This is a genomic window from Aquisediminimonas profunda (assembly GCF_019443285.1).
Classification (GTDB): Bacteria; Pseudomonadota; Alphaproteobacteria; order Sphingomonadales; family Sphingomonadaceae; genus Aquisediminimonas; species Aquisediminimonas profunda.
In genome coordinates, this window is the sequence record NZ_CP080327.1 from 2,762,973 (window position 1) to 2,785,996 (window position 23,024).

Consider the following 23,024-nt stretch of genomic DNA (forward strand, 5'->3'; position numbering starts at 1 on the left):
ATGGAGGCAAAAATTGAGGTGTCGACCTCAGCCACCGGCCACCCGAGCGTTCTTGCGCGCAACCAGTTCGGAAAACTGAGCAACAGACGCCAGCGCCATGAAGATCGGCAGCAGATACCCCTGAGCATGAAGCGCGCCCAGCGCTTCACCCTCCAGCGCAGCAAGACGGCGTTCGTCAATCGTTTGGAAGCCGACGAGCGAATGCTTGGAACCGTCATTCAGCGGCACTTCAAGAGTAAACGGTTCCAGCAACTCGTAGCGCTCTAACGCCGCAAAGAAATCTGTACTTTCGCGATAACCTTGATCGAGATCGCCTAGCTTTTCGGCAATAGCTTCGAGATAGGGCGTAGGCATGCCATTTTCATCGAAGACGCGGGTACCTTCACCACTCTGCGAAATGCGAGGATGGCCCATATCCACATGAACCTGCGAATCAGCGCCATCAGTTGCAGAACGACCGATAAGAAAGGGTTGGATGGCAAGTGCCAGAGGCCTATACCTTGCATCCCAGCGATCTCCCTCAAGGAAGAGGTTCTCACCATTTTCGAACCCAAAAAGCGCGAGAGCGGAGAGCTTGTCGCTTTCGAAATCGCGGCGAAACACGATCGGGAAGTGGCCCTGAACCTGAAGAAACTCTGGAGGCACGGTGAGGCAGGCCATTACGTTATCGCCGTACGCCACCCCAATGTCGGTGCGCACCCTGAGATCAAGGTGATCTGAGTTGTTGAGGATCTGGTGCTTTGTCATCGGCTGGCAAATTCTCCATGTGTCGCCCTTGGCTCGGCTTGCGCGGAAGCAGCGACGAAATAGTCCCGGTTCGCCGGCAATGCTGCCGCAAGTGCCCGGCCTCTCTCCCGCACATCGACCAGACGTGCAGCAGCTGCGGGCGTGGCCATTATGCCTTGGCTCGGTGCCGGAAACTTCATGCCATAAAGCACATACTGTTGGCTGGCTGCGGAAAATATCTCGTTGACGCGGGGCAAGTCCCAAATCGTGGGAGGTTGCTCTGCCCACAGAGCAAGGTTTTCAGACAGACGCACAGGTATCGTTTCAGGTGCACGCTGCGCCTGCCAATAAGGTTCATTGCGCCGGCTGAGCACGTAGTGCAGCTTGAGAAACTCAACGATCCGGTCCCAACGATAGCGAAACAGCTCATTGAAGCGCGCGGCATGGATGCTCATGGTCGTGCGACTAGCTGGAAAGTTTTCCGCCAATGCCGTCAGCGACAATTCAATCAGTACGATTGCCGATGCCTCGAGTGGCTCGATGAAGCCTGCTGAAAGCCCAACCGCCAGGCAATTGCGTTCCCAGAATCGGGCGCGATGACCGGTGGAGAAGGAGAGCTTGCGTGGTGACAGCTGGTCAACATCGACCCCAGGCATATTTACGCGCAGGTAGCCCAACAGGATTCGCTCCGAATCCTCGTCCGCCAGAAAACGTGAGCTGTAGACACAGCCGATGCCGCGGCGCGTGGGCAGTGCAATGTCCCATAGCCAACCAGCCTCATGCGCTGTTGCGATGGTCTGGGAGGCCACCGGGCTATCCAATGTCACCGGTACCTGCACAGCCAGCGCGCGGTCGTTGAATGAGACGTCCGAGCGGTCTATCCAGTCGACACCTAACTCCCCGCTAATAAGGATCGCGGCCTGTCCTGAGCAATCGAGGAAGAAATCGCCAACAAGTCTTGAATGGCTTCGAAGTTCCAGCGCGACTATGTCGCCGTTCTCGCCTGTAATTACCCCAGTTACATCATCATAAATTCGCGCAACCCCAAGGCGCTCAGTAGCATGCCTTGCGAGTAGAGCAGCAAACTTGCCCGCGTCCAGATGGTAGCCATAATTTAACGCTCCAGAATAGTCGGGCATTGTGCGCTGACGTGGCGCGAGATTGCGCGCGCAGATTGCATGTTGTGCAGTCATGGCGGCGGCGAATGCAGTGCCTTCTGCTTCTGCCTGCCAGGCAGCAAGGAGCTCGCGCATGTCGCCCTGGGGGGGGTGGGTGAAAGGGTGAAGGTAGCTGTCGGTCGCAGACCCGTCGACCCATCCGTCAAAGCGCGAACCCTGCTTGAATGAAGCATCGCATTCACGGAGGAACTCAGCCTCCGAAATCCCTATTGTTGCCAACGTGTCCCGCATGGTCGGCCAGGTTCCTTCGCCCACGCCGATAGTTGGGATATTGGGCGATTCGACCAAGGTGATCGCCAGTGTAGGGTGCCTGGCTGCGAGGACGCAGGCTGATAGCCAACCTGCCGTACCACCCCCGACAATCGCAACTTTTTGCACTGATCCGTTCATAGGTCTTTCACCGGGAAGCCTACCCGTCTCCACTATGCGGAAAGAGAGCCGCACCGGCAACCAGTGCAACTCTCTTTCTTTGGACCCTACTGGCTCCGGCCATTTGCCTTAAAAAGTAAACCGAACTCCCCCCGAGTATCGGGCATAACCTGGTGCCGCAAAGAAGATGGCGCGATCATTACGTCGCACGCCGGTGCGGTCCGCATTGGTAATGTTGATCCCTTCCACGAAAACGGTCATGCCTTTCCGGAATTCATAGCTCGCACTCACGTCGAACTGACCATAGGACTTGATATAATACGGGTCCTGGTCCTTGCCGGAGAGAAACTTGTCACGCCAGTTGTAGGCAACACGCGCCTGCAAGCCGTTCTTGTCATAAAAGATCACCGCATTGGCACTGTTGCTCGCGCCCGGGACGGCAAATTGTGTCACAGTCCACGGCAAGGTGTTGTTGAAAGCGGTGTCACTCTGCACAACCGTGTAGTTTAGGATTGCACCGAAACCGGTCTCCCAGAAATTGTGCTGGATGGCGAATTCCCAGCCCCATAGCCGCGCCTTCTGATTACTATTGGCTGGCTGGGTATAAGTAAAAATCACGTTGGGGTCGCTGGAACGACCGACAATACCTCCAGCCGTGCCGACTCCTGCAACAAAATCAGCAGGGCGGTTGGCGCTAACCCAAGCTACAATCTGATCGAATGATGCGCCAGCACCCAAAGCTTGGCGCGCCGCGGTCGCAGCCCCACCCTGTGATGGGTCTGGCAAGTTGAACAACGGCGTCTGTATGGTGTTGTTGGCGATGAAGTTGCTGACATCTTTGCTGAAGAAGCCGACAGATACATAGCTCGACTTGTCATAGTACCACTCAGCCGACAGATCGATGTTCTTCGATTTGTATGGCAGAAGCCCCGGGTTGCCCGCGCTGGCCTGACTGCCACCGGCCCCGACCCGCAGCGGCTGGCCCAAAGTGATACCTCCCTGCATGCTGGCATAGTCAGGGCGGGTAATGGTGTGGCTGTAAGACGCGCGCAACTTGACGTTGTCCCAAGGCGACACATCAAAGTCAAAGGCCGGCAGCCAGCTATGGTATTTACCCTTTAGCGTGGTGGTACTGCCGGGCGTGCTGACCAGACTGATTTCGTTCTGGGCAACCCAGATTGTCCCGGTCGGGACATCGGCAAGTGCGGTCGAGGTCACCTTAGTTTCCTCATAACGCAGGCCGAGGCGCAGATTGGCCTCGGCGTCTCCGAGGTTGAATGAATGGAACGTCTGTATCCAGGGAGTAATAGACTTTTCTTCGATGTGACGGTCCGTTGTGTAAGGCGCAAGGCAGGTGTCACCTGGAGCGCGATTACAGATGCCGAGCCGCGAATCGAGCAGTTTGATCAGGCCGACGGTATCGATCAGGAAATAGTTGGGAATGATGCCGGCAGTGCTTGATCCGTTCATCCCGGCCAGATCTTGCGAAAGACCCCGCGAAGTGAACAGGGAGTCGGGCGTCTCTGCTGCAGTAAGCGTGCCACCCCAGGTATCATTCTGGATGACACCGAAGGCTGTGCGCACCTTATTGTCGAGATAGCCGACCCCGAAGTCGAGCGTCTTGATGAAGGATGTATCAAAGTCAAACCCGCCGTGCAGGCTCACCTGGTCGATCGTATCCTTCATGTAGGCGTTACGAAAAGCATTGCCGGCAGGGCGGATATTTCCTGCATTGATCTCGGAACCGGGATACATCGTCACCGAAATCACCGGCATATCTGTGGTAAAATCGACCCGCTGGCTCGCGACGCCGAAGATCGCCGTTCCGACCGCGATGCCGCTACCGTACGGCGAAGTCGGCTTGGATTCTGCCGTCGAATGATGACCGTCGAGCTCAAGCTTCAGGCCAAACGGAGCCTCCCACTTGATATTGCCGCCGATCGAATGGTTGACGTTGCGGTTGTTGCCGACTGCACCTGTAATAGCGAGATCCTTGCCAGGACCAAAAACTTCCGAGTAAAAGTTTGCGCCCGCAGCGGGACCGTTGGTCCAGCTGCTTGAGGTGTCGCCGTGGTTGAACCACACACCAATGCTATTCTGACGGCTGTCAAAGCTATTCTGCGAAAAGATGTAGTCGACCGCCATGTTGAGCGTATCGGTCGGCTTGAACTGAATTACGGCCTGACCGTTGATGCGCTCGCGCGTGAAATCGTAAAAGTCATAAGCAGCATTCTGGGGGACCTGATAGACGTCGGTCGGCCCGGGGCGGTTCTGGATATTGGCATAACGAGGGTCGCCCGCCTGTGCGAGAGTACCCCAGTTATTTTCGGCGCCCGTGTAGCCGGGGCGCCAGTTGCCCACTGTAAACTGCGCTTGGCCCCCGCTACGCTTCTGATACGACCCAGCAACAAGGATACCGATTGTGTCATCGGCAAAGGTAGCACTAACGATACCCGAAATCTCGGGAGTCACATCGGTGCCATAGAGCTGCGAAGTGTCGTAGACCCCCTTCACACCGATACTGCCCTTCAGTCCGGGCCGATCAAGAGGACGCGGCAGCTTGATGTTGATGACCGAGCCAATGCCGCCAGTAGGAAGCGATGCTCGGCCCGACTTGTAAACCTCGACCCCGGCCACACCTTCAGCAGCAAGGTTGCCGAAATCGAAGCTGCGCGAGGACGGCGCAGAGAAGCCGTCACCGAGCGTCGAAGTCGGCATCTGCCGGCCATTGACTACGACAAGATTGAATTCAGGACCGAAACCGCGAACGGTGACCGTCGAGCCTTCCCCGCTTTGCCGGTCGATCGACACGCCGGTGATACGCTGCAACGATTCCGCGAGGTTTGTATCAGGGAACTTGCCAATATCTTCGGCCGATATGGCATCCACCACACCTTGCGCTTCGCGCTTGATTTCCATCGCATCGCGAAGGCTGGCGCGGATCCCAGATACAATGATCTCTTCGCCTTCGTCCTGCACCTTTTCGGCTGCGGGCTGCTCTTGAGCAAAAGCGACACTCGGCAATGAGCAAAATGCAAAAACCGATGCTCCCAGCATCAATTGAGTGGCCATGCGCTCGATGTGAATGCTCATATTCCCCCCTCTAAATGGACCAGAGCTCGACGACGAATCGGCCCGAATTCAAATTGTGAACGTTCACTTCCTGTAATCGCCGATCAATGTCAAGCACAAATAGAACGTTCACAATGACGCTGTCAGCTCGATGTGACCCGGTTTCTGAAAGACGCAAATGACCTCGATCATGCGATCCTTCAGGCTAAGCGGCACCCCACTCAGCCACTGTGGCTCAGCGGAGAACCTAAAATTATTGACGGCTAATGATTGGCGCTTCTAGGTAAGGTGGCCGCGGACTTGGGCATGGACAGCGGCGAATTTCTGTTATGTCCCAATTCGTCGAAGCATTAGCATCGCCCACATGCGCTTTCCAAATCGAAGGTGACCATTTTCAGCACGATTATTGTTCCATCAACCGATCCCGCGACAAACGAGATGACCAAGGTCGCGCTTGGCTGCTGGGCCAGAATCGGAGCCAACGGGTGACTATCCTTTCGGTCCAACCGCGGCGCAGCAGCATGCACTTTATGCATGCAAAAGCGACCGATTTGTTTCGACTTTTGCGACGACGCTCTCGAGTATTTCACATTTGGGATCAACCGCTTGGCGCACATAGCAAATGTCGCTGTTGATCTTCACGTAGCGCTCACAAGGGTGCCAACAATCTGTGCTTCGCCTTTACGCTCCATGGGCAGATGCCAACAGAAGATGTCGGACCAAACCTATTGCACCAAAGCCGCACGGCCTCGCGCTAGAAACTGTGAGTGCTCTGGAATACCCCACTGCGGTCATGAATGTGCGGTCATGAATGCGCAAAATCGCCAAGTAAATTCCGCAGAAAGCAAGAGATTCTCGGATTGAGCAAATTGGCGGGTGGCGCTGTCAGTCTAGCAGCAAATTGGCTCCGATTGGGGCATCTGTCCGAAACGTGCGGATCTCCTGCCCCACCGCTCTTGCCCAATGAAGCATATGTTCTGACGTTGCAGTGATTTTCACTTCCCGGCTATCTCCAAAATAGCCTGCACAAATCCTTTCGGATCATTCTCCTGAATGAAATGGCCGCCCTTGAGCGTGCGGTGTGGTTGCCCCTCCGTGCCGGGAACGCGTCCGATGAACCGGCTTTCGCCGCCTCGGGTCACCGGATCGCCATCGCTGAAGCAGCACAGGAAAGGCTTGTTCCATTTCTCCAAAACCTGCCAAGCGCGCTTCTGGTCTCGAACCGCCACATTATTCTCAAATGGAACGAGGCTAGGAAAGATCCGTGCCCCTGCCTTGTAGCTGCTGTCGGGGAACGGCGCATCATAGGCGGCAATTTCCGCCTCACTGAGCGCGCGCTTGGCCCCGGCGTTGACGATCCTGCCGATCGGGAAGACCGGGCTCCACTTGGAAAAGGCCCGCCAGATTGCAAAGGCGAGCGGCGCCTTGCCGCCCTCAGGCAGACCGCCATTTGACAGTGCCACGCAAGCAAAGCGATCAGGCATTTCTGCAACGAGACGCAGTCCGATAAGCGATCCCCAATCCTGACAGACGAGCGTTATTCGCTCCAGATCAAGCGCCTCGACCCACTGGCGCATCCAGCCAACGTGGCGAGCATAACTGTAGTCCGTCTTTTTGGTCGGCTTGTCAGATTTGCCAAAGCCGATCAGGTCGGGCGCCACAACCCGAAACCCGGCCGCGACGACGGGAGCGATCATGTGCCGGTAAAGATAGCACCAGCTTGGCTCCCCATGCATCATCAGCACAACGGGCTCATCTCGCGGCCCTTCATCGACATAATGAACCCGCAGCTTGGCCCCATGATCCGGATCAGTGATTTCCAGATAATGCGGCGCAAAGCGAAAATCGGCGATCCCGGCAAAGGCCGCATCGGGCGTGCGCAGGACTTTCACGTCGTTCTCCATCGGGTCAGATATGGCACATCAAATGTCATATGATTGACCAGGGGTCAATGCGCAGGTCCCGTGCTTTCCGCAAGCTGAATGGAAATCGAACGCGCATTAATCCAACAAGCTGGATTACCGCCGGCGACCGGCCTAAATCGCGGACCCTATTAACTGGTTTTCGAGGGCGAAGCATGCCAGCCCGCAACCTCTCAAGTGGACCCACTATCAACCGCTCCGTTGCTTTGACGTTGCCGGATCGGCAGCTGATGCGGCAACCGTGTTGCGGGTTCAGTTGAGGCGGAATCCGGCAGCCCATGCCGCATACGTGCCGTCAAGATGACTATCGAGCGCGCCGCTGGTTGTCGGAAAACCGCCTGAAAGCGTATAGCCACCAACAAATATGTTCAATCCATCTGGCGAGATCGCCGAATCCCGAGCGGAATCCTCGGCGGAGCCCCCTAGGAAAGTGAAATAACGAAGCGACGACAAATCCGACGATAGGACTGCAACGAAACCATCCAAACCGCCTCCAAGCCTCGCCTGAGGCACACCTGCCGTCGCCGACAAGTTGCTCGATGATGTTTCTCCGCTGATCACAACAGCATCAGCTGAGCCATTGCGGTGCAACACATTTATGCCCTGGACCATTTCATCCCCGCTACCGCCAAACAAGCTGGACGCAAGCAGGCGCGATCCATCGGCTGACAGTATAGAGACGAAAGTGTCGGACCGTCCACCGAACTGCGGCTGCAGGACGTTAGCGGTGACTGGAAAATTGACCGATTGCGTAGAGCCCGTAACATAAATGCGCCCGACATTGTCGATCGCGAGAACGTGGGTCTCAATATCCTCGTTCTGTGAGCCGCCCAGATAAGACACAAAGCCGATTTGGTCATTGGATGAAAACTTCATCACCACCATGTCGGCGCCGCCTGCGTTGCGCGATTGATAGGATCCGGGTGTTGTCGCGATGCTGAGACCCTTGTCAACTGAGGCAACAGCGACGCCACCATTGGGATCGACACGTATTGATGCGACCCCTGTCGATTGTCCCTGGTAGCCGGGCGACCCACCAAAGTAGGTTCCGTATTCTGCATGCGTCGCGTCTGCACTCAAGCGCACATATGCAGCGTCGCGGCCGTCCTGAATCGTCTTCTGCCAAGCATTGGCTGTAATGAAGGACGTTATCGGCAGGCTGACATTCACAACGGCGAGATAGGCCCTGCCTTGTGCATCAATGTCAATATCGCGCAGAAATGCGTCACCCGCATCGCCAACATAGGTTGACCAGATCAGACGACTGCCATCGGCACTGAGCTTCGCAACGAACCCGTCCTGCTGCCCATATTGTGCGTTTGGCGTGCTATCGCCCGCAAAGTTGGGTTGCACTACGCCTGCGGTGGTTGGAAATCCGGGTCCAGCCCTGCCTCCCACATAGACAGAACCGTCGGTGCCGACGCGGACAGCATAGGCGCGTTCATAATTTGGCCCGCCCAGAAATGTAGACCAAATGATGTGACCATCGGGTGCCATTTTTACCACAAATGCATCGCTGGCGCCTTGCAAGCCAACGGCGCTTCCACCGCCACCAAATGAGCGGTCATAGGCACCCGCTGTGGTCGGAAAATCGGATGCAGTTGTTCCGCCGACCAAGTAAATATTGCCTTGGGCATCAAGTGCAACGCCACGCGTTTCTTCGTATCCGCTGCCCGATGCGCCATCCAGCAAGGTGGAAAACGTCAAACCCGTAAGCGGCGGTGGTGGCGAAGGAGAGGGCGTTGGTGTCGGCGTAGGCCCCGGCGGCGTAGCTTGCGTTCCTCCGCCGCCGCAGCTCGCTAGCGCAAGCGCCAGCGCCGCAGTCAAACCAACACATCTGACCATTAATTATTGCCTTTGGAAACTCGCTGAAATCGGAAAGCGCCTACTATGGCGGACAAGATCAATGCAAATGGAAAGAGATGAACGCACCGATAGAGGCGGCGATGTGCAACGTGGTCATGCTTTGCCATACCGTTTCAGTGCCTTCTTCAGCAACAGAAGTACTGCACCTTTGTCGCGTTTTCTCGAGGTTTAGCTCTCAAGAACCACACCTTCGTGTTCGACCGCGCGCCACATGTAGTTCAGCTTGCCAAAGACGATGGCTTCGCAGCCCTTCGGGTTACGAACGCCTCATCAAGGCGTAACTTCCACTGCGGCAACCCGCTCTTCCTGATCACCAGCAGGCCCCGGAAATCAGCCGCGAACAAAGGTCCAGACCTGTCCCACTTGGGAGGCACAGCTCCAATGACGGAGGCATGGCGAGGGCCGCGAGGCACAATCTCACGGCAATTGTAGGTCCAGAGTTCGAATGGCAGAACTGCCGCATTTCGCCACGACGGCGGAAAGTGCACTTGCATCTTCGCGACCCTGAGGATGATCCCGGTCGACGACTTGCAAGAACGAAACGGGCTGGCTTGTTTGCATGATCTCGGCGCCGCACAGCCCTGCCGTCAACCACTCAACTATCAATCAGGCGCGTTTGCTTTACCGGCACCCGTGCCTGCAGTTCTGATCCGCAAGTGCTGCACGAAATGGAAAGAGACGCGGAGTCATGGCCGACGCAGCGCCCTTTTCTATGGCGTTCACGGTGCAGACATTGCCGCGCCATCGACAAAGATGCCATGACCGCTGATGAAGCCTGCCCCATCCGAAAGTAGGAAGGCAATCGCGCTGGCAATGTCACCCGGCTGCCCGAGCCGCTTCAGCGCCGCTTTGTTACGCCAGAATTCGGCAAAGGCGGGATCAGAACTGAACGCGCCGGCCGTCATCGGAGTCTCGATGGCCCCGGGCTGCACACAATTCACGGTAATGCCATCCACGCCCAATTCGCTTGCCATGGCCTTGGTCATCCCGAGAACCGCGTGCTTTGATGCGGCATACGCAACAAGCCCCGGCGCACCGAAACTCGACATTACCGATCCAATCAACACCACCCTGCCTCGACCGCATTCGCGCAGCGCCGGAACGGCGGCGCGCACCAGCTTGAACGGCGCTGTTACGTTGATCGCAAGCGTGCGATCCCACATCGAGTCTTCGAAGTTTTCGAGCGTATTGCCCTGCACCACCCCAGCGCAGGCGACCACGCTATCGAGCCCGCCCATCGCTGCGATTGCAGCTGCAACAATCTGTTCGCTTGCCCCTGCACCAGTCACATCGATCTGCAGCTCAGCCTCGCCCGCCAGATCGACGCGGAACACCTGCGCGCCTTGCTCGCGGGCAAGCGCCGCTGTCGCTGCGCCGATGCCTGATCCCCCCCCGGTAACGATAATGCGGCGGCCCTCCAGCATCAGCGGGTTCATGCCTTGGCCCTTTCATGCATTGCGAGCGATGCCATCGAGGAGATGGCATTTCCAATCACGCGGCAACAAATCGGATTGTCATAAGTCACTTCATCATCTCCTGGTTACAGATAGCCTGCCCCCGTAACCGAATGGTGCAGTTGCCTTTACAGTGCCCCTTACAGGCTCAATTTTCAATCAGGTGCGTTTGCTTCTACAGGACCTTCCCAATTGTGCGTGTCGAGTGAAATGAGGGGTGCAAAGCCAGCCAAATGCGCCGCATTTACAAGCTGCTCCCTTATCGAAGAACTTTTAGTGGAATTTTTGATGGTGTTATCGGCCGAACTGCAAATTATCTCACACTTGCACAATTGTGCCCTTTATTGTGGTCGCCTAAGACTTTTGGTCATCAATCAGGAACGATCGAAAGCTGCTTTTACTTCAATTGCCCTGTAAAGACCGGAAAGAGGTCGACGCCGCAACGGCAATCATCGCGCTTGGCGAGCCGCGAACAGATGGTCCGTTAACGGTCCCGATTCGTCGTTCGCAACCACATTGTTTGAAAATGATCGCACTAATTCCGAAGCGGGATGTCCGTTAATTGTCGCATGCTGAATAGTCCCCAGCACGGCAAGCGTCTACGGCGCGGCGCCAATCATCCATTTGCCGCGCGAAGCGCACACGACTGCGGGCATAGTTCGCCATGGCGCGTTGGTAGTCTTGAAACCGAGCGGCATATTCGTTGGCCGCTTCACTGCTGGCTAAATGCGCAGCGTGCCAAAGTTGTGCCCTGCGCGCATCGCGCTGACAAACCTTCGCACTTTCCTCGAGGTTGAGTTGGCGGATCATCTCGCGGTCGTGCGCGCGACCTGCGGGATATTTCCACAATCCCAACCTTAGGCCCGATGACTCTTCATCGGGCCATTTCGCATAAATGCGAATAGAAGCGCAAACGTCGGCAATGGGATGGATAGCGAACGTTCCAAAGTCCTCTCGTGGTGCCTTTACAACACCGGACCAAAGTCCTTTCGGTCGCGCCCAAATGTTGCTCAGGATTGCCGAACGGTTCACTGGAAACGCCTGTCGTAAACGCCTAAAAATTCATGAAGGTTGAAAGTCCGAGGAGGTCTGGATGGCGATCACCAACACTGAAAGCGGCACCAATGTCTGCGAGGTGGCGCAAGGCATCTGGCGCATCAATACACCCGTCGCGATTGATGGCGGCAAGGGGTTCTCGTTCAACCAATATTTGGTGCAGGCTGACCGCCCGCTGCTTTTCCACACCGGTCCGCGTCAGCTTTTTCCCATAGTGCGAGAGGCGGTGGACCATGTCATGCCCGCTTCACAACTTCACTATATCGGCTTCTGCCACGTGGAAGCGGACGAATGCGGCGCGCTGAACCAATGGCTGCAAATCGCACCGCACGCTGTTCCGCTTTGCGGCGCAGTGGCTGCCATGACCACCATTGGCGATATTGCCGAAAGGCCACCACGCGTGATGACCGATGGCGAGGTGCTCGATATTGGAGGACGGCAAGTCGAGTGGCTCGCTGCGCCGCACGTACCCCATGGCTGGGACAACGGATTCCTGTTTGAACGGGCGACGGCTACCCTGTTCTGCGGTGATTTGTTCACTCAAGGTGGCGGCGGCGCTGATGCCTTGACCGAGACTGATATCCTCGAACCGAGCGAAGACTTTCGTCGGGCAATGGACTATTATGCTCACAGCCCGGACACCCGGCAAACACTGGCTCGACTGGCTGGCACCAAACCAAGAACTCTTGCTTGCATGCATGGCAGCGCCTGGCGCGGCGACGGGGCTGCGCTGCTTATGCGGCTAGCGGATGCTCTGTGCGCCTGAATGCCCCCCCAAACTTGGACACATCGGAAAGTATGAGCCAAGGTGGCACGCGCATTCCCGCGTGACAGAGCTAAATCTTATCAGCTTGCCTGTCTAAGAGCCAAGGGGAGTTCGTTTTTCCGAACGCGCCTTTTGCGAGGCGTTCCCTGCTCGAAGACTAGTTTGCGGGGTCGGTGACGTTGCTGTCAGTCGGATGCGAACTCGTCTCTCGCAGAGCAGGCACGAACGCCCGGAACATGAACCACGCAAAGGCGAAGACACCGACGCTGAAGACAATATCTCCAGGAACCCGCGCCCAGACCAGCGCCTGCATAATCGGGCTATGGATGAATTCCGCGGAACGTGCATAGGCATAACCATGCTCTACACTGGTATAGGTCTGGAGAATGCCCTGCGGGAGCAGCGATAGGAAAGTCATCATCGCAATGCCAATGTTGAGCGACCAGAAGGCAATCTTGAGCGACTTCTGATGCCACTGCGCCACATCGGTGAGCCCGCGCATGCAATAGAGTGTCAGGCCCAGCCCGAGCATCCCATAAACGCCGAACAGGGCAGCATGACCATGGTTGGCAGTCGTGTTGAGCCCCTGCATGTAATAGAGTGCGATGGGCGGATTGATCAGGAACCCGAACAACCCCGCACCGACCAGATTCCAGAAAAGGACGGCTGAAAAGAACATGAAGGGCCAGTGATACGTCCGCTCCCACTCAGCCTCATGCTCAACCTTGTGGCGCGTGTAGGCCTCAAAGCCGACGACCAGCAGTGGCACGACTTCAAGCGCAGAAGCCATTGCGCCAACGGCGATCACTGAGGTGGGCGTTCCGCTGAAATACAGGTGGTGGAATGTACCAAGCACCCCACCGAACAGAAAGATGATGGTGGCAAAAAGCACCATCACGGTAGCGGTTGACGTCCGCAAAATGCCCATGCGAACGAACAATAGCGAGATAATGGCGGTGGCGAAGACCTCGAAAATGCCCTCCACCCAAAGATGCACAACCCACCAGCGCCAATACTCCATAACTGCAATATTTGTATGCTGACCCCACATAAGCCCGGCACCGTAGAGAAGGCCGATGGCCAGCGCCGATACAAGCACGAGATAGATTAGCGATTTGCTGCCTTTCTCCTGAAGCACGGGCCATAGAGCACGCACCACCAACGCAACCCACAAGAGCAAGCCAATCAGCAAATATATCTGCCAGAACCTGCCGAGATCGACATATTCATAACCCTGATGCCCAAACCAGAAATTGGCCGTCAAGCTGTTGAAGAAGCGGTGAACCGCCGCCCATTGCCCCGCAAACGAACCGATCACGATGATCAGCAGGCTGATGAACAGGAAATTCACACCAAAACGCTGAAACTTGGGGTCTCGACCGGCGAGCATGGGCGCAACGTATAGCCCGGTGGCCAGCCATGCCGTGGCGATCCACAGCACGGCGAGTTGGGTGTGCCAGGTGCGCGTTATTGCATAGGGCAGATATTCGGCAAAAGGCAGGCCATAAAGACCCTGCCCTTCCACTGCATAATGTGCCGTCACAATTCCCAGCAGCACCTGAGTCACGAACAGTCCACAGACTACCCAGAAATACTTTGCGGTCGCTCTCATGGATGGCGTGATGACCGCTGCGGCAAGATTGTCGGACAGGGCCAAACCCTGTTCAGGCAAGATATCACTGCGCCAGACGTCGAACTGCTTGGCATAATAGGCAATCAGCGCGCCTGCGCCCGCCAACAGGAGGATGACCGAGGCGAGGCTCCACAGCAAAGTTCCGGTTGTCGGCACATTGCCGACCAACGGTTCGTGCGGCCAATTGCTGGTATAAGTGATGGTGTCGCCGGGGCGGTTGGTGGTCGCGCCCCAGGCCGTCCAGAAATAGAAGGCCGAAACCTGCCGGGCCTCTTCAGGCGATAGCTGTCCATAGACCGGAAAGGCATAGGCTTCGCGCAGCGCCAATGCCACTCCGTCATTGCCTTGGTATAGGCTCACAAAGTGCGTCTGCACTTTTTTGATTGCCGCGGCGCGGGTGTCGCTGACCGTTATGATCCCGGTCGCCGGATCATAGCTGTTGGTGCGCATTTCCTCACGCAGTGCGGCCTTTTGTACGGCTTGTGCCTGCGCGGCAGTCAGCCCCGGCAGGGGTTTCGCTGAAGACAAGGCAAGGCGCGCTTCTGCTTCCCGGTGCAACCAGTCGGCAGTCCAATCGGGGGCGAGGTAGCTGCCATGACCCCAGATCGAGCCTTGCTCCATACCTCCAATTGACTGCCAGACATTTTGCCCGGCTTCAATGTCAGCGCGTGTGAACAGTGTTTCCCCACTCGCTGATTTGACTGTCTCGGGGATCGGCGGAGCCTGCTGATAAATCTGCTGTCCAAGGAGTAGCATGATGCCAAACATGACGACCATGCCAACAACCAGAATCGTCCAGAGCCGCTTGACGCTGAACGTCGTTTCATAGCTTTCCATGGTAGTTCCCCCCAAGAAGTTCAGAAAAGCCCGTGGCTGCCACCGACAGCGCCGAACACGGTCAAAGCGCCCATAATGCCCAGCACCTGATGCAGCCGCATCATGCGCCCAAAATCAGCTTCCGGCGTAAGGGATTGTGCCATGCGGTGGTGCAGCACCAAGGGCTCCAGCACGAACAGCATGAGCGCCAATATCGCCCATAACGCCACCATCAGATGCATCCACCAGAACCGAAGCTCGCCAAACCGGCTCCACATATCGGCGCGGTAAATCAACCACAGCCCGCTCGCACCGGCCAGCGTGACCCAGATCCGCGCCTGCCATGCAAAGCGGCTCTCAATCTGCTGGAACCGGAACAGGCGATCAGCGGGCTCCTCATTGGCCCTGAGTGCCGGCATGAGAGTCCAGGTGACAAAGCCGACACCGCCGATCCAAAACAGTACCGCGATCACATGGATGGCACGCGCCAGAGCAATGTCATCCATTGGTCGCCCCCTCATTCAGGTCTGGACGTTCGTGAAAGAATTCAACCTGCATGCGCATCGCGCCAGCCGGCACAACATAATGTGTGGCCTGAGGAGGAATGATGGCCGGAGAATCGGGCGTCACGCGATGTTCAATGCGTGGTTCGGTGAAAATCAACCGGACCTCGCCTTCCAGGACGCGCAGCAGCCCCCAAGCACCCGCTTTGGTGCGGTGATCATTCCGCAGCGCAGCGGGCAATGTCTGGTTATCGAATATGGGGGATGCGGCATAGGGTGCAGACATCAGGCAGCCGCCTTGGCAGAAATCGCTGCCGGCCCGCCACGATCAACCTTGATGCCGGTCAGCAGACTTTCGCCAATGCGCCGCGCCGCATCGCGAAACTGGTTCGCGACTTGCTCGTTCGGCGCGATCCTGGTGAGGGTCGCGTCCCACACTGACTGCCAGCGTGCGAAATGCGCTGAATCGAGCCCGCCAATCGCAATGTGCTTCTTCATCGGATTACCGCTGAAGCGGCCCGATTCCAGCAAGACCGAAGCCCAGAAATCCTTCATCCGCGCAAGATGGTACGGCCAGTCGTTAACCTTTGCGCCAAAGATTGGGCCGAGCATCGCATCTAGGCGAACCGCTTCGTAAAATTGCTCCACAAGCTGAGAGATGAAAGCATCGTCGATGCCGCAAGCCAAGGCATCCGCCAACTTGCGGGCGCGTGCCTGGGCGACATGGTCCACCGCATTCATAGTCTCGACTCGATTAAGATGTATTTCATTTGCATCGTTTAGACGGTTGGCGATCAAATGCAATATCTGATATGCATCTTTAATGAGACTCTCGCTGCAAACGGACTATGCCCTCCGCACCCTCATGTATCTGGCAGTGAAGGACGGCCATCATTCGATCGCTGATATCGCCAGAGCTTATGGCATTTCGAAGAACCACCTGATGAAGGTGGCGCAGCGGCTGACCGCGGAAGGCTTTGTTGATAGCGTACGTGGCCGAAGCGGCGGCCTCAAGCTCGCGAAGCCACCTGCGGAACTGAATGTGGGCGCGATTGTCCGTATCATGGAAGACACGGGCGCGTTCGTTGAGTGTTTTGACGCCAGGACCAACACCTGCGTGGTCACACCGGCATGCGGTTTACGCCATGCCCTTGCGGGTGCGCTCGAAGCCTTCGCAAATCATCTCGACGTAATCACTGTAGCCGACCTGATTCCAGATCAAGGAGCGTTCAGGCAGCGGCTCCCGTAGAGCGTCCGCTCCCGAATTGTTAGAACGAAGCCATAGAAACCCGGCATCCGTTGAGACCAAAGCAAGCGGCGTTGAACCGTCTGTCGCCAGCATATCGGTGCTTGCAACACCGAAAGCTCGCCGCCTAACAACAAACCCCAAGCGAGGCCGATATTGTGCTAAACGGCGAAGTGCGCTGCGCCAAATGTCTTGGCGACGGACTCATCCTGATGCTCTGATTTGAAGTACAAGTTTTCGTTCGATTTTGCTCCCTTAAAGGCTCAAACAGCCGGTATTCTCATTTTCAGAATGGGCCACTTGTCAGGGAAAGGCCCAAACCGCCTTCGGCTGAGATTGTCAGTCAACGTCAAGAGCCCGCTGATGCGGCGGGTCACTTTGGCGTATAGGGAAGGGAGGAATGGTGCAGGACGATGCGCAGCTTGCCATCTCCGCCACGCACATAGCCCCACGTCTTGTCGACCTTGGTCATGTTGTTTTTGTCATCCCAGAGCATGAGATTGCCCATTGATATGGCAGTATTTCCGGCAATGACGATGCCTGCATTCTCGAGCTGGAATTTACGCCAATGCTTGAGGGCGAAGCCGCCGTCGTTGGGATAGGCCTTGTCTCCGCCGACGAAGTAGGCGAGCGCGCCATCACGTGTGGTTCGGAAGGTCTGTGGCGCCATTGTCAGGGTTGGTTTGAACAGCACTGGCCCCATGGTGTAGCCATAGGCCGTATCAAGTACCTGCTCAGCCAGACGCTTTGCTGCGGCATGCCCCTTGGTGTCATATTCAGTGGAAATCGCCACCAGAGCTTCGCCCCACGCCTTTTGCGCGGCTTCCACCTCGGCGACGGTGATCGGCGCATAGATTGCGCTTGATGCAACGACTGGCGCTATGGTGCTGGTGTGCGCAAGCGCTGGTGCATAGGCAAGGGCCAGGCCTGCGACAAGCGGAACGAATAGAACAAAGCGTTTCACGGTTTTTCTCCTTTATGGGATTGTGATGGACGAGGATTGGCTTGCAGCTGGGACGTTTCGTGTCTTCCACAGCGACCAGCCGATACCGGCGCCAATAAGAGCGAAAGTGACTGCAAGGCTTGCTGCGGGAGGGAACTTGGCGCCGCCCAGCAAGAAATCGGAGACGAAGATCTTCGAGCCAATAAACACCAGCACGGCTGCCAGCGCATATTTGAGGTAGTGAAAGCGGTCGATCATGGCGGACAGCGCAAAGTAGAGCGCGCGCAACCCGAGGATCGCCATGATGTTCGATGTGTAGACAACAAAGGTGTCGGTGGTGATCGCAAAGATCGCAGGGACAGAGTCTACCGCGAACACCAGATCGGCAAGGTTGATGACCACCAGGGCGAGAAACAGAGGTGTTGCGGCGCGCACCATTTTGCCCGTGCGTTCGTCTGGCACAGAGACGAAAAAGCGTTCGGCATGCAGCTCTTTCGTGACCCGCATATGCCCGGATATCCAGCGGATGGCAAAATTGTTGCTGAGGTCGGGCTGCGAATCGCCTGCAAAGAACATCTTGATGCCGGTCACAAGCAGGAAGGCGGCAAAGATGTAGAGCACCCAATAGGCTTCACTGACCAGCGCAGCTCCGGCAGCGATCATGCCCCCACGCAGCGCGATGACGCCAATGATACCCCACAACAGCGCACGGTACTGATACTTTGCCGGAATGGCGAAATAGGTGAAGATGAGGCTGATGACGAAGATGTTGTCGATCGACAGCGCCTTCTCGATGAAGAAGCCCGTAAAATACTTCATGCCTAGGTCGGCACCCTTTTCGGCCCAGACCCAAGCGCCAAAGGCAAGCGCTATCGTGATGTAGAAAGCGGACAGCTTCAGCGACTCAGCGATTCCCATCGCCCGGTCCTCCTTGTGCAGAAGGCCGAGGTCGAACGCAGTAAGCGCCACTACAATGGCAAGGAACGCCAGCCAGAACCAGACCGGCGTACCCAAAAAGGAAGCCAGCAGAAATTCAATCATGCAGCGGTCCGATCAGGAAAAGAAATTTTGTTTGAGGATGTGGAGCAGCAGCAGTTTAGTCGAACAGCTCTTCGAGAAACGATTTTCGCCGCTTGCCGTAATAAGGTTGATGATGCCCAAAAGGGGCGGACGGCGCGGCAACTGGGGGCGCGGCCGGAACGGCTGCGGCAAGCGAGCGTTCCAGGATCTTGTCGAGTTCCCCTCGATCCAGCCACACGCCGCGACACTTCGGGCAATAATCGATCTCGATTCCCTGCCGGTCACTCATGACAAGCGCGACGCGGCAAGTTGGGCAGGACATTTCATCGTGAGAAGTCATCAGAAACCTTCTTGGCAATAGAGCGGGAAAAGAGAGAGTTTGGGGCGGCGAAGGGATGCGCCGCCCCATAGCGCAGGGCCTTATCGGGGGTTGAGAGACGGGCTGCGCTGTATGCGGGCAATTTCGTCCTTGAGCCTGAGGCGCAGGCGCTTGAGTGTTTTCATATCATTCTGCCGCGCGCCGTTCCGGCAATTGTCGATGAGCCGGTTCAGACGGCGATGTTCTTGTTGCAGACGGACAAAATATCGGTTCACGGCAAATCTCCTTGACAAGAATACTGAGCCAGAAATTGCGATTGCTCAAATTGAATATTTGATATATCCTTGATAGTATATAGCTATCAGGATGATCATGAGCACTCTGCGCCAATTCACCTATCTTGTCGCCATTGCCGATTATAGGAACTTTCGGCGCGCGGCAGATGCCGTGCATGTCTCGCAGCCGACACTGAGTCAGCAATTACGGGCACTGGAAGCCCGGCTTGGCGTGACTCTGGTCGAACGCAATGAAAGTCCGGTTCAGCTGACGCCCATCGGACGTGAAGTCGTCACTCGGGCGCGCAAGCTGCTGCTGGAAGTGAAAGATATCGAGGACATGACGAAGCGCGCGAAGACCGGAATCGGAGGCACGATCCGCTTCGGCGTAACGCCCACACTTGGGCCGTATCTGATGCCGCGCATTGTCGCATCCTTGCACCGCGCCCATCCCGACATGCGCCTGTATGTTCGAGAGGGAATTCCCGATGAACAGGCCCGCGAACTGGCGCGCGGCGAGCTGGACATGATCCTGTCGCCGCTCCCGGTATCGGGAAGCGCGCTACACATCGAACCACTTTTTCGCGAACCGCTCCATATTGTGTGCCCCCCTGATCATCCGGTCGCGAAGGCGGCGCTGGTGCGGAAGCAGGATCTGGCAGGCGCAGGCTTCCTGAGCTTTGACCAGCGCCACCATGCCTACCGCCAGGTCAGGGAAGTGTGCGAGGACTTTGGTGCGTTGGTACTTGAGGACTATCAGGGAACAAGCCTTGATGCGCTTCGCCAGATGTGTGGCTCTGGGCTCGGCTTCGCGATCATTCCCGAATTATACCTGCGCTCGGAGGTCGGTGGCGAAGACATGGTCAAGCGGCTTGACCTGGCGGATTGGAGTGCCAGCCGGTCTATCGCTGCGGTCTGGCGCGATGGCGCTGCATATTCCGACATCTACCGGATCATCGCCGAAGCGATCGCCGGCGAAGCGCGCCGCATTCTCGGCGAGGATTTCCGATAGATACTATCTATCAATTCTCGCCTAATGAATCCATCAATCGCTCCTAGGTCTGCAATGCTTCCTGTATTAGATTGTTCGTACTTTCGGATTTGCAGGAAAAGACCAGATGGAACCGTATTTCGAAGCCTCCGCAAACGCGCGAGCCCAGTCGACATCGAAATTCGACGCAGGGCTCCGGCATCATATGCAGGGCATTTACCGCAACATGGGTATCGCACTCATCGTTAGCGGATCGATAGCTTTTGCGATCAGCGCAACGCCAGCGCTGTATGAGCCGATTTTTGGTACGCCGCTGAAGTGGGTGGCAATGTTCGCACCACTGGCGTTCGCCATGTTCTTCAGCTTCCGGTTCGACCGGATCAGCCTCCAGGGCGCCTACGCCTGTCTTTGGGGCTTCGCGGCGGTGATGGGCATCTCCATGGCGAGCATCTTCCTGGTGTTCACCGGTGCCAGCATCGCCAGCACCCTATTCATCGCGGCCTCGATGTTTCTTGCCGTTAGCCTTTTCGGTTATACCACGAAGTCCGATCTGTCGCGCTGGTCGAGCTTTCTGTTCATGGGACTGATCGGTGTCGTCATCGCATCGCTCGTCAACCTGTTCCTGCAATCGGGCCCCATGCAGCTCGTGATTTCGATCATAGGCGTGATTGTGTTCACAGGGCTGACAGCATGGGATACGCAGCGTGCAAAAGCCGAATATATCGCTTATGGCGCTGGCGCGGCGACAGAGAAGTTGGCTGTAATGAGTGCATTCTCCCTCTATCTCAATTTCGTCAATATCTTCCAGCTCCTGCTTCAGTTGGTCGGTGTTCAGAAATCTGAGTGACGATTGTTCGTATAGCCGTCGCATCAGGGGTGCTGTCAGTCTAACTGCAACCCGTTTGCGATCGGCGGAGTTCTCCCCTTCTCAGCGTCACCTCATAGCATGAGGTTCTGTCACTCGGCCAAGGCGGCCGGGTGACAGGTCTTGTAAGTTTGGCGGTAAACAAGGTGGACATTGGAATGGACCAAGGCGAACATCTGGAGCGAAACGGTTCCACCATGGCCGCACCGTCTCGTGGCAAAGGTCGATCCCGCGTTCGAACAGCAGGTCCTCAGCATTTCGAAGGCTCAACGGAAGGCAAACATACATCATCACGACCAGCCGGATGATCTTGGGTGACGAGTTGAAATAGCGAAATGGGTTGGCTGCTTTGCAACGTCTGGGCATCGCCCGGCCCTAGCCTCACAAGCTCGCTTTGCAATCAAGTGCTCTTGCTTTGACAGTACCTGACCAGCCAGTCCCTTCTGGCCTATGGGCAGGTCTGCTGCGAGACAGACTCCAAACCTTGCCGAGCACGCTGGCTGACCTAGTTGCCACATATCGGCGCGACAGGGAGGAGCTAGGCTGGCTGGCCCATCCTTAAGGCCAACACGCTTGGGGCTTTCTTTTAAAGTGGATCGAAGATCCACGCCCGCTGCTGCACGTACCGCGAATGTCGCCCAGTGGGCAAATCTGCTAATGTCCGCTTTCCGCCCCAAAGTCGTCATTGCGGCTCAACCAATTTCATCCCAAAAGCGGACATTGAAGCCCGGAGGCTTCCAAGAACGAGAGCAAAATGGATCAGGCCGCAAATGGCCCTAGCGCCCGGTTTATTGGGGAGCGTTTATGGGAACGAACGTCACTAGGTTAAAAAAACCTATATAAATCAATATATGGTGGCGGAGCGGGAGGGATTCGAACCCTCGATACGGTTTTGCCGTATACTCACTTTCCAGGCGAGCGCCTTCGACCACTCGGCCACCGCTCCGCATGCTCTGGAAGCGAGGGCCACTATCGACTTGGTCGGACTTTCGCAAGCGAACAGGCTGTGTAAAAAGCACGCATGACAAAATACGTTTTTGCACCATTCGCGCTGCTGGCTATTGCTTCTGCTCCGGAAGCGGCGCCATCTCCTGCCGAGATCGTCTCATCTGCGCCCGCCACGGCTTGGCAAGATATTGCGCAAGAGGATCTCCTTGAGATGACTTTGGCTAATGGGTCCGTTGTCACGATCCAACTCGTGCACGAGTTTGCTCCCGTCCATGTCGCCAATATCCGCAAACTGGTTGCAGCGCATTTCTGGGACGGGACAAGTATCAACCGGGTGCAGGAAAACTATGTCGTGCAATGGGGGGACGCGACGGAAAAAAAGGCACTTCCAGCAGGTCTCGGTACGGCACCGGCCAGTGACTATGTTCGGCCACTGAATGGCCTTGGGTTTCTCCCCCTGCCCTATCCCGATCCCTATGCGCGACGCGTGGGGCATGGGCACGGCTGGCCAATTGCAACGGATGGAAAGCAGGCCTGGCTACCGCATTGTTTCGGGATGATCGGTGTCGGCCGAAACCTGGCGCCAGATACCGGCAATGGTGCTGAGCTTTACGTCGTCAACGGCCACGCGCCGCGTCATCTTGACCGGAACCTTGCGGTGGTTGGTAGAGTGATTGATGGCATTTCGGCCCTGACGACCCTGCCCCGTGGCACGGGTGCGCTGGGCTTTTATGAAAAGCCCGAAGAGCGCACCTTCATAACCAGCATCAAGGCCGGCAGTCGCGACCGCTGGCAGAATTTGCGCATTGAATCGCCGTCTTTTGCTGCATATTCACTGGCACGTGCCAATCGGCACGACGCATTCTTCAACGTTCCGGCTGGCGGTGCAGACATCTGTAATGTCCCGGTGCCAATTCGAAAATTGTCAGTGCAAGCGGGTGGACAGTAAGAATCATACGCTGGCTTCCCAAAGTGGTCCAAATCGATGGATCGTCGAAAAATGTTTCGTTCTGCCGCTGCCTCCGATAGGGCGCATTCACTGGTTGCTCTAAGTTT

20 protein-coding genes, 1 tRNA gene and 1 pseudogene are annotated in these 23,024 nt (G+C 56.6%); 5 read left to right on the forward strand and 17 right to left on the reverse strand.

From position 1 onward, the window contains the following. Positions 1-27: 27 nt before the first annotated feature. The 7 genes from K0O24_RS13690 to K0O24_RS13720 all read right to left on the reverse strand — a co-directional run bounded on the left by K0O24_RS13690 (position 28) and on the right by K0O24_RS13720 (position 11,619). Positions 28-747: a SapC family protein gene (locus K0O24_RS13690; RefSeq protein WP_219893270.1), complete on the reverse strand. Its 720-nt coding sequence runs from the start codon at positions 745-747 to the stop codon at positions 28-30. After that, a complete protein-coding gene (locus tag K0O24_RS13695) occupies positions 744-2,282 on the reverse strand; it encodes a tryptophan halogenase family protein (protein WP_246611020.1) in 1,539 nt (512 codons plus the stop codon). Before K0O24_RS13695 ends, K0O24_RS13690 begins: the two co-directional genes overlap by 4 nt. A 120-nt stretch (positions 2,283-2,402) precedes the next feature. Further along, positions 2,403-5,366 carry a TonB-dependent receptor gene (locus tag K0O24_RS13700; RefSeq protein ID WP_246611021.1) on the reverse strand — a complete coding sequence of 988 codons (2,964 nt, stop codon included), beginning with the start codon at positions 5,364-5,366 and terminating at the stop codon, positions 2,403-2,405. A 974-nt stretch (positions 5,367-6,340) separates the two neighbouring features. Next, a complete protein-coding gene (locus K0O24_RS13705; protein ID WP_219893272.1) occupies positions 6,341-7,237 on the reverse strand; it encodes a haloalkane dehalogenase in 897 nt (298 codons plus the stop codon). A 282-nt stretch (positions 7,238-7,519) separates the two neighbouring features. Further along, positions 7,520-9,112, reverse strand: coding sequence for an SBBP repeat-containing protein (locus tag K0O24_RS13710; protein ID WP_219893273.1), 1,593 nt, complete (start codon positions 9,110-9,112; stop codon positions 7,520-7,522). Between the two features lie 740 nt (positions 9,113-9,852). Next, positions 9,853-10,569 (reverse strand): SDR family NAD(P)-dependent oxidoreductase, encoded by a 717-nt coding sequence (locus K0O24_RS13715; protein ID WP_219893274.1) that lies wholly within the window; start codon positions 10,567-10,569, stop codon positions 9,853-9,855. A 576-nt stretch (positions 10,570-11,145) separates the two neighbouring features. Then, a complete protein-coding gene (locus K0O24_RS13720; protein WP_219893275.1) occupies positions 11,146-11,619 on the reverse strand; it encodes a hypothetical protein in 474 nt (157 codons plus the stop codon). 61 nt (positions 11,620-11,680) lie between these two features. Between K0O24_RS13720 and K0O24_RS13725 the strand changes: the two genes are divergently transcribed. After that, a complete protein-coding gene (locus tag K0O24_RS13725) occupies positions 11,681-12,409 on the forward strand; it encodes an oxygen-binding di-iron domain-containing protein (RefSeq protein ID WP_219893276.1) in 729 nt (242 codons plus the stop codon). A gap of 157 nt (positions 12,410-12,566) precedes the next feature. Here the strand turns inward: K0O24_RS13725 and K0O24_RS13730 are convergent, their stop codons facing one another. The 4 genes from K0O24_RS13730 to K0O24_RS13745 are packed head-to-tail and all read right to left on the reverse strand — an operon-like array spanning position 12,567 to position 16,102. Continuing rightward, positions 12,567-14,879 carry a nitric-oxide reductase large subunit gene (locus K0O24_RS13730; protein WP_219893277.1) on the reverse strand — a complete coding sequence of 771 codons (2,313 nt, stop codon included), beginning with the start codon at positions 14,877-14,879 and terminating at the stop codon, positions 12,567-12,569. Between the two features lie 20 nt (positions 14,880-14,899). After that, on the reverse strand, positions 14,900-15,364 hold the full coding sequence (locus K0O24_RS13735) for a hypothetical protein (protein WP_219893278.1): 465 nt from the start codon (positions 15,362-15,364) through the stop codon (positions 14,900-14,902). Continuing rightward, positions 15,357-15,647 carry a TehB family protein gene (locus K0O24_RS13740; RefSeq protein ID WP_219893279.1) on the reverse strand — a complete coding sequence of 97 codons (291 nt, stop codon included), beginning with the start codon at positions 15,645-15,647 and terminating at the stop codon, positions 15,357-15,359. The genes K0O24_RS13735 and K0O24_RS13740 overlap by 8 nt, the downstream gene beginning before the upstream one ends. Further along, positions 15,647-16,102, reverse strand: coding sequence for a group III truncated hemoglobin (locus tag K0O24_RS13745; RefSeq protein ID WP_219893280.1), 456 nt, complete (start codon positions 16,100-16,102; stop codon positions 15,647-15,649). Before K0O24_RS13745 ends, K0O24_RS13740 begins: the two co-directional genes overlap by 1 nt. 82 nt (positions 16,103-16,184) lie before the next feature. Here K0O24_RS13745 and K0O24_RS13750 point away from each other — a divergent pair, with 82 nt between their 5' ends. Then, on the forward strand, positions 16,185-16,610 hold the full coding sequence (locus tag K0O24_RS13750) for an RrF2 family transcriptional regulator (RefSeq protein ID WP_219893281.1): 426 nt from the start codon (positions 16,185-16,187) through the stop codon (positions 16,608-16,610). A 370-nt stretch (positions 16,611-16,980) separates the two neighbouring features. On the opposite strand, the gene K0O24_RS13755 is transcribed toward K0O24_RS13750, so the two are convergent. From K0O24_RS13755 to K0O24_RS13770, 4 genes are all read right to left on the reverse strand, one after another. Continuing rightward, entirely contained in the window at positions 16,981-17,571 is a 591-nt protein-coding gene (locus tag K0O24_RS13755; RefSeq protein ID WP_219893282.1) for a phosphoribosyl-AMP cyclohydrolase, read from the reverse strand. 12 nt (positions 17,572-17,583) lie between these two features. Then, positions 17,584-18,588, reverse strand: coding sequence for a TerC family protein (locus K0O24_RS13760; RefSeq protein ID WP_219895648.1), 1,005 nt, complete (start codon positions 18,586-18,588; stop codon positions 17,584-17,586). A gap of 58 nt (positions 18,589-18,646) precedes the next feature. After that, positions 18,647-18,910, reverse strand: coding sequence for a TFIIB-type zinc ribbon-containing protein (locus tag K0O24_RS13765; protein ID WP_246611022.1), 264 nt, complete (start codon positions 18,908-18,910; stop codon positions 18,647-18,649). 80 nt (positions 18,911-18,990) lie between these two features. Beyond that, positions 18,991-19,164, reverse strand: coding sequence for an HP1242/YdcH family protein (locus K0O24_RS13770; protein WP_219893283.1), 174 nt, complete (start codon positions 19,162-19,164; stop codon positions 18,991-18,993). Positions 19,165-19,261: 97 nt separating this feature from the next. On the opposite strand from K0O24_RS13770, the gene K0O24_RS13775 reads away from it, so the two are divergent. Together K0O24_RS13775 and K0O24_RS13780 are read left to right on the forward strand one after the other, a co-directional pair. Beyond that, positions 19,262-20,176, forward strand: coding sequence for a hydrogen peroxide-inducible genes activator (locus K0O24_RS13775; protein ID WP_219893284.1), 915 nt, complete (start codon positions 19,262-19,264; stop codon positions 20,174-20,176). Positions 20,177-20,282: 106 nt separating this feature from the next. After that, complete coding sequence (locus tag K0O24_RS13780; protein ID WP_246611023.1) at positions 20,283-21,002, forward strand: Bax inhibitor-1/YccA family protein; 720 nt, start codon at positions 20,283-20,285, stop codon at positions 21,000-21,002. Between the two features lie 195 nt (positions 21,003-21,197). Here the strand turns inward: K0O24_RS13780 and K0O24_RS16990 are convergent. Together K0O24_RS16990 and K0O24_RS13785 are read right to left on the reverse strand one after the other, a co-directional pair. Further along, positions 21,198-21,386 (reverse strand): annotated as a pseudogene (locus K0O24_RS16990) (IS6 family transposase); the annotation flags it as partial. Positions 21,387-21,875: 489 nt separating this feature from the next. Further along, positions 21,876-21,966 (reverse strand) — tRNA-Ser (locus K0O24_RS13785). A gap of 75 nt (positions 21,967-22,041) precedes the next feature. Here K0O24_RS13785 and K0O24_RS13790 point away from each other — a divergent pair. Then, the gene (locus tag K0O24_RS13790; RefSeq protein WP_219893285.1) at positions 22,042-22,917 is read left to right on the forward strand and encodes a peptidylprolyl isomerase; all 876 of its coding nucleotides are present in this window, start codon (positions 22,042-22,044) and stop codon (positions 22,915-22,917) included. Positions 22,918-23,024: the final 107 nt, after the last annotated feature.

Coding starts and splice junctions, on each gene's coding strand:
- K0O24_RS13690 (WP_219893270.1), bottom strand. CDS start 747: ATGACAAAGCACCAGATCCTCAACAACTCAGATCACCTTGATCTCAGG.
- K0O24_RS13700 (WP_246611021.1), bottom strand. CDS start 5,366: ATGAGCATTCACATCGAGCGCATGGCCACTCAATTGATGCTGGGAGCA.
- K0O24_RS13710 (WP_219893273.1), bottom strand. CDS start 9,112: ATGGTCAGATGTGTTGGTTTGACTGCGGCGCTGGCGCTTGCGCTAGCG.
- K0O24_RS13715 (WP_219893274.1), bottom strand. CDS start 10,569: ATGAACCCGCTGATGCTGGAGGGCCGCCGCATTATCGTTACCGGGGGG.
- K0O24_RS13725 (WP_219893276.1), top strand. CDS start 11,681: ATGGCGATCACCAACACTGAAAGCGGCACCAATGTCTGCGAGGTGGCG.
- K0O24_RS13730 (WP_219893277.1), bottom strand. CDS start 14,879: ATGGAAAGCTATGAAACGACGTTCAGCGTCAAGCGGCTCTGGACGATT.
- K0O24_RS13735 (WP_219893278.1), bottom strand. CDS start 15,364: ATGGATGACATTGCTCTGGCGCGTGCCATCCATGTGATCGCGGTACTG.
- K0O24_RS13740 (WP_219893279.1), bottom strand. CDS start 15,647: ATGTCTGCACCCTATGCCGCATCCCCCATATTCGATAACCAGACATTG.
- K0O24_RS13745 (WP_219893280.1), bottom strand. CDS start 16,102: ATGAATGCGGTGGACCATGTCGCCCAGGCACGCGCCCGCAAGTTGGCG.
- K0O24_RS13750 (WP_219893281.1), top strand. CDS start 16,185: ATGAGACTCTCGCTGCAAACGGACTATGCCCTCCGCACCCTCATGTAT.
- K0O24_RS13765 (WP_246611022.1), bottom strand. CDS start 18,910: ATGACTTCTCACGATGAAATGTCCTGCCCAACTTGCCGCGTCGCGCTT.
- K0O24_RS13775 (WP_219893284.1), top strand. CDS start 19,262: ATGAGCACTCTGCGCCAATTCACCTATCTTGTCGCCATTGCCGATTAT.
- K0O24_RS13780 (WP_246611023.1), top strand. CDS start 20,283: ATGGAACCGTATTTCGAAGCCTCCGCAAACGCGCGAGCCCAGTCGACA.
- K0O24_RS13790 (WP_219893285.1), top strand. CDS start 22,042: ATGACAAAATACGTTTTTGCACCATTCGCGCTGCTGGCTATTGCTTCT.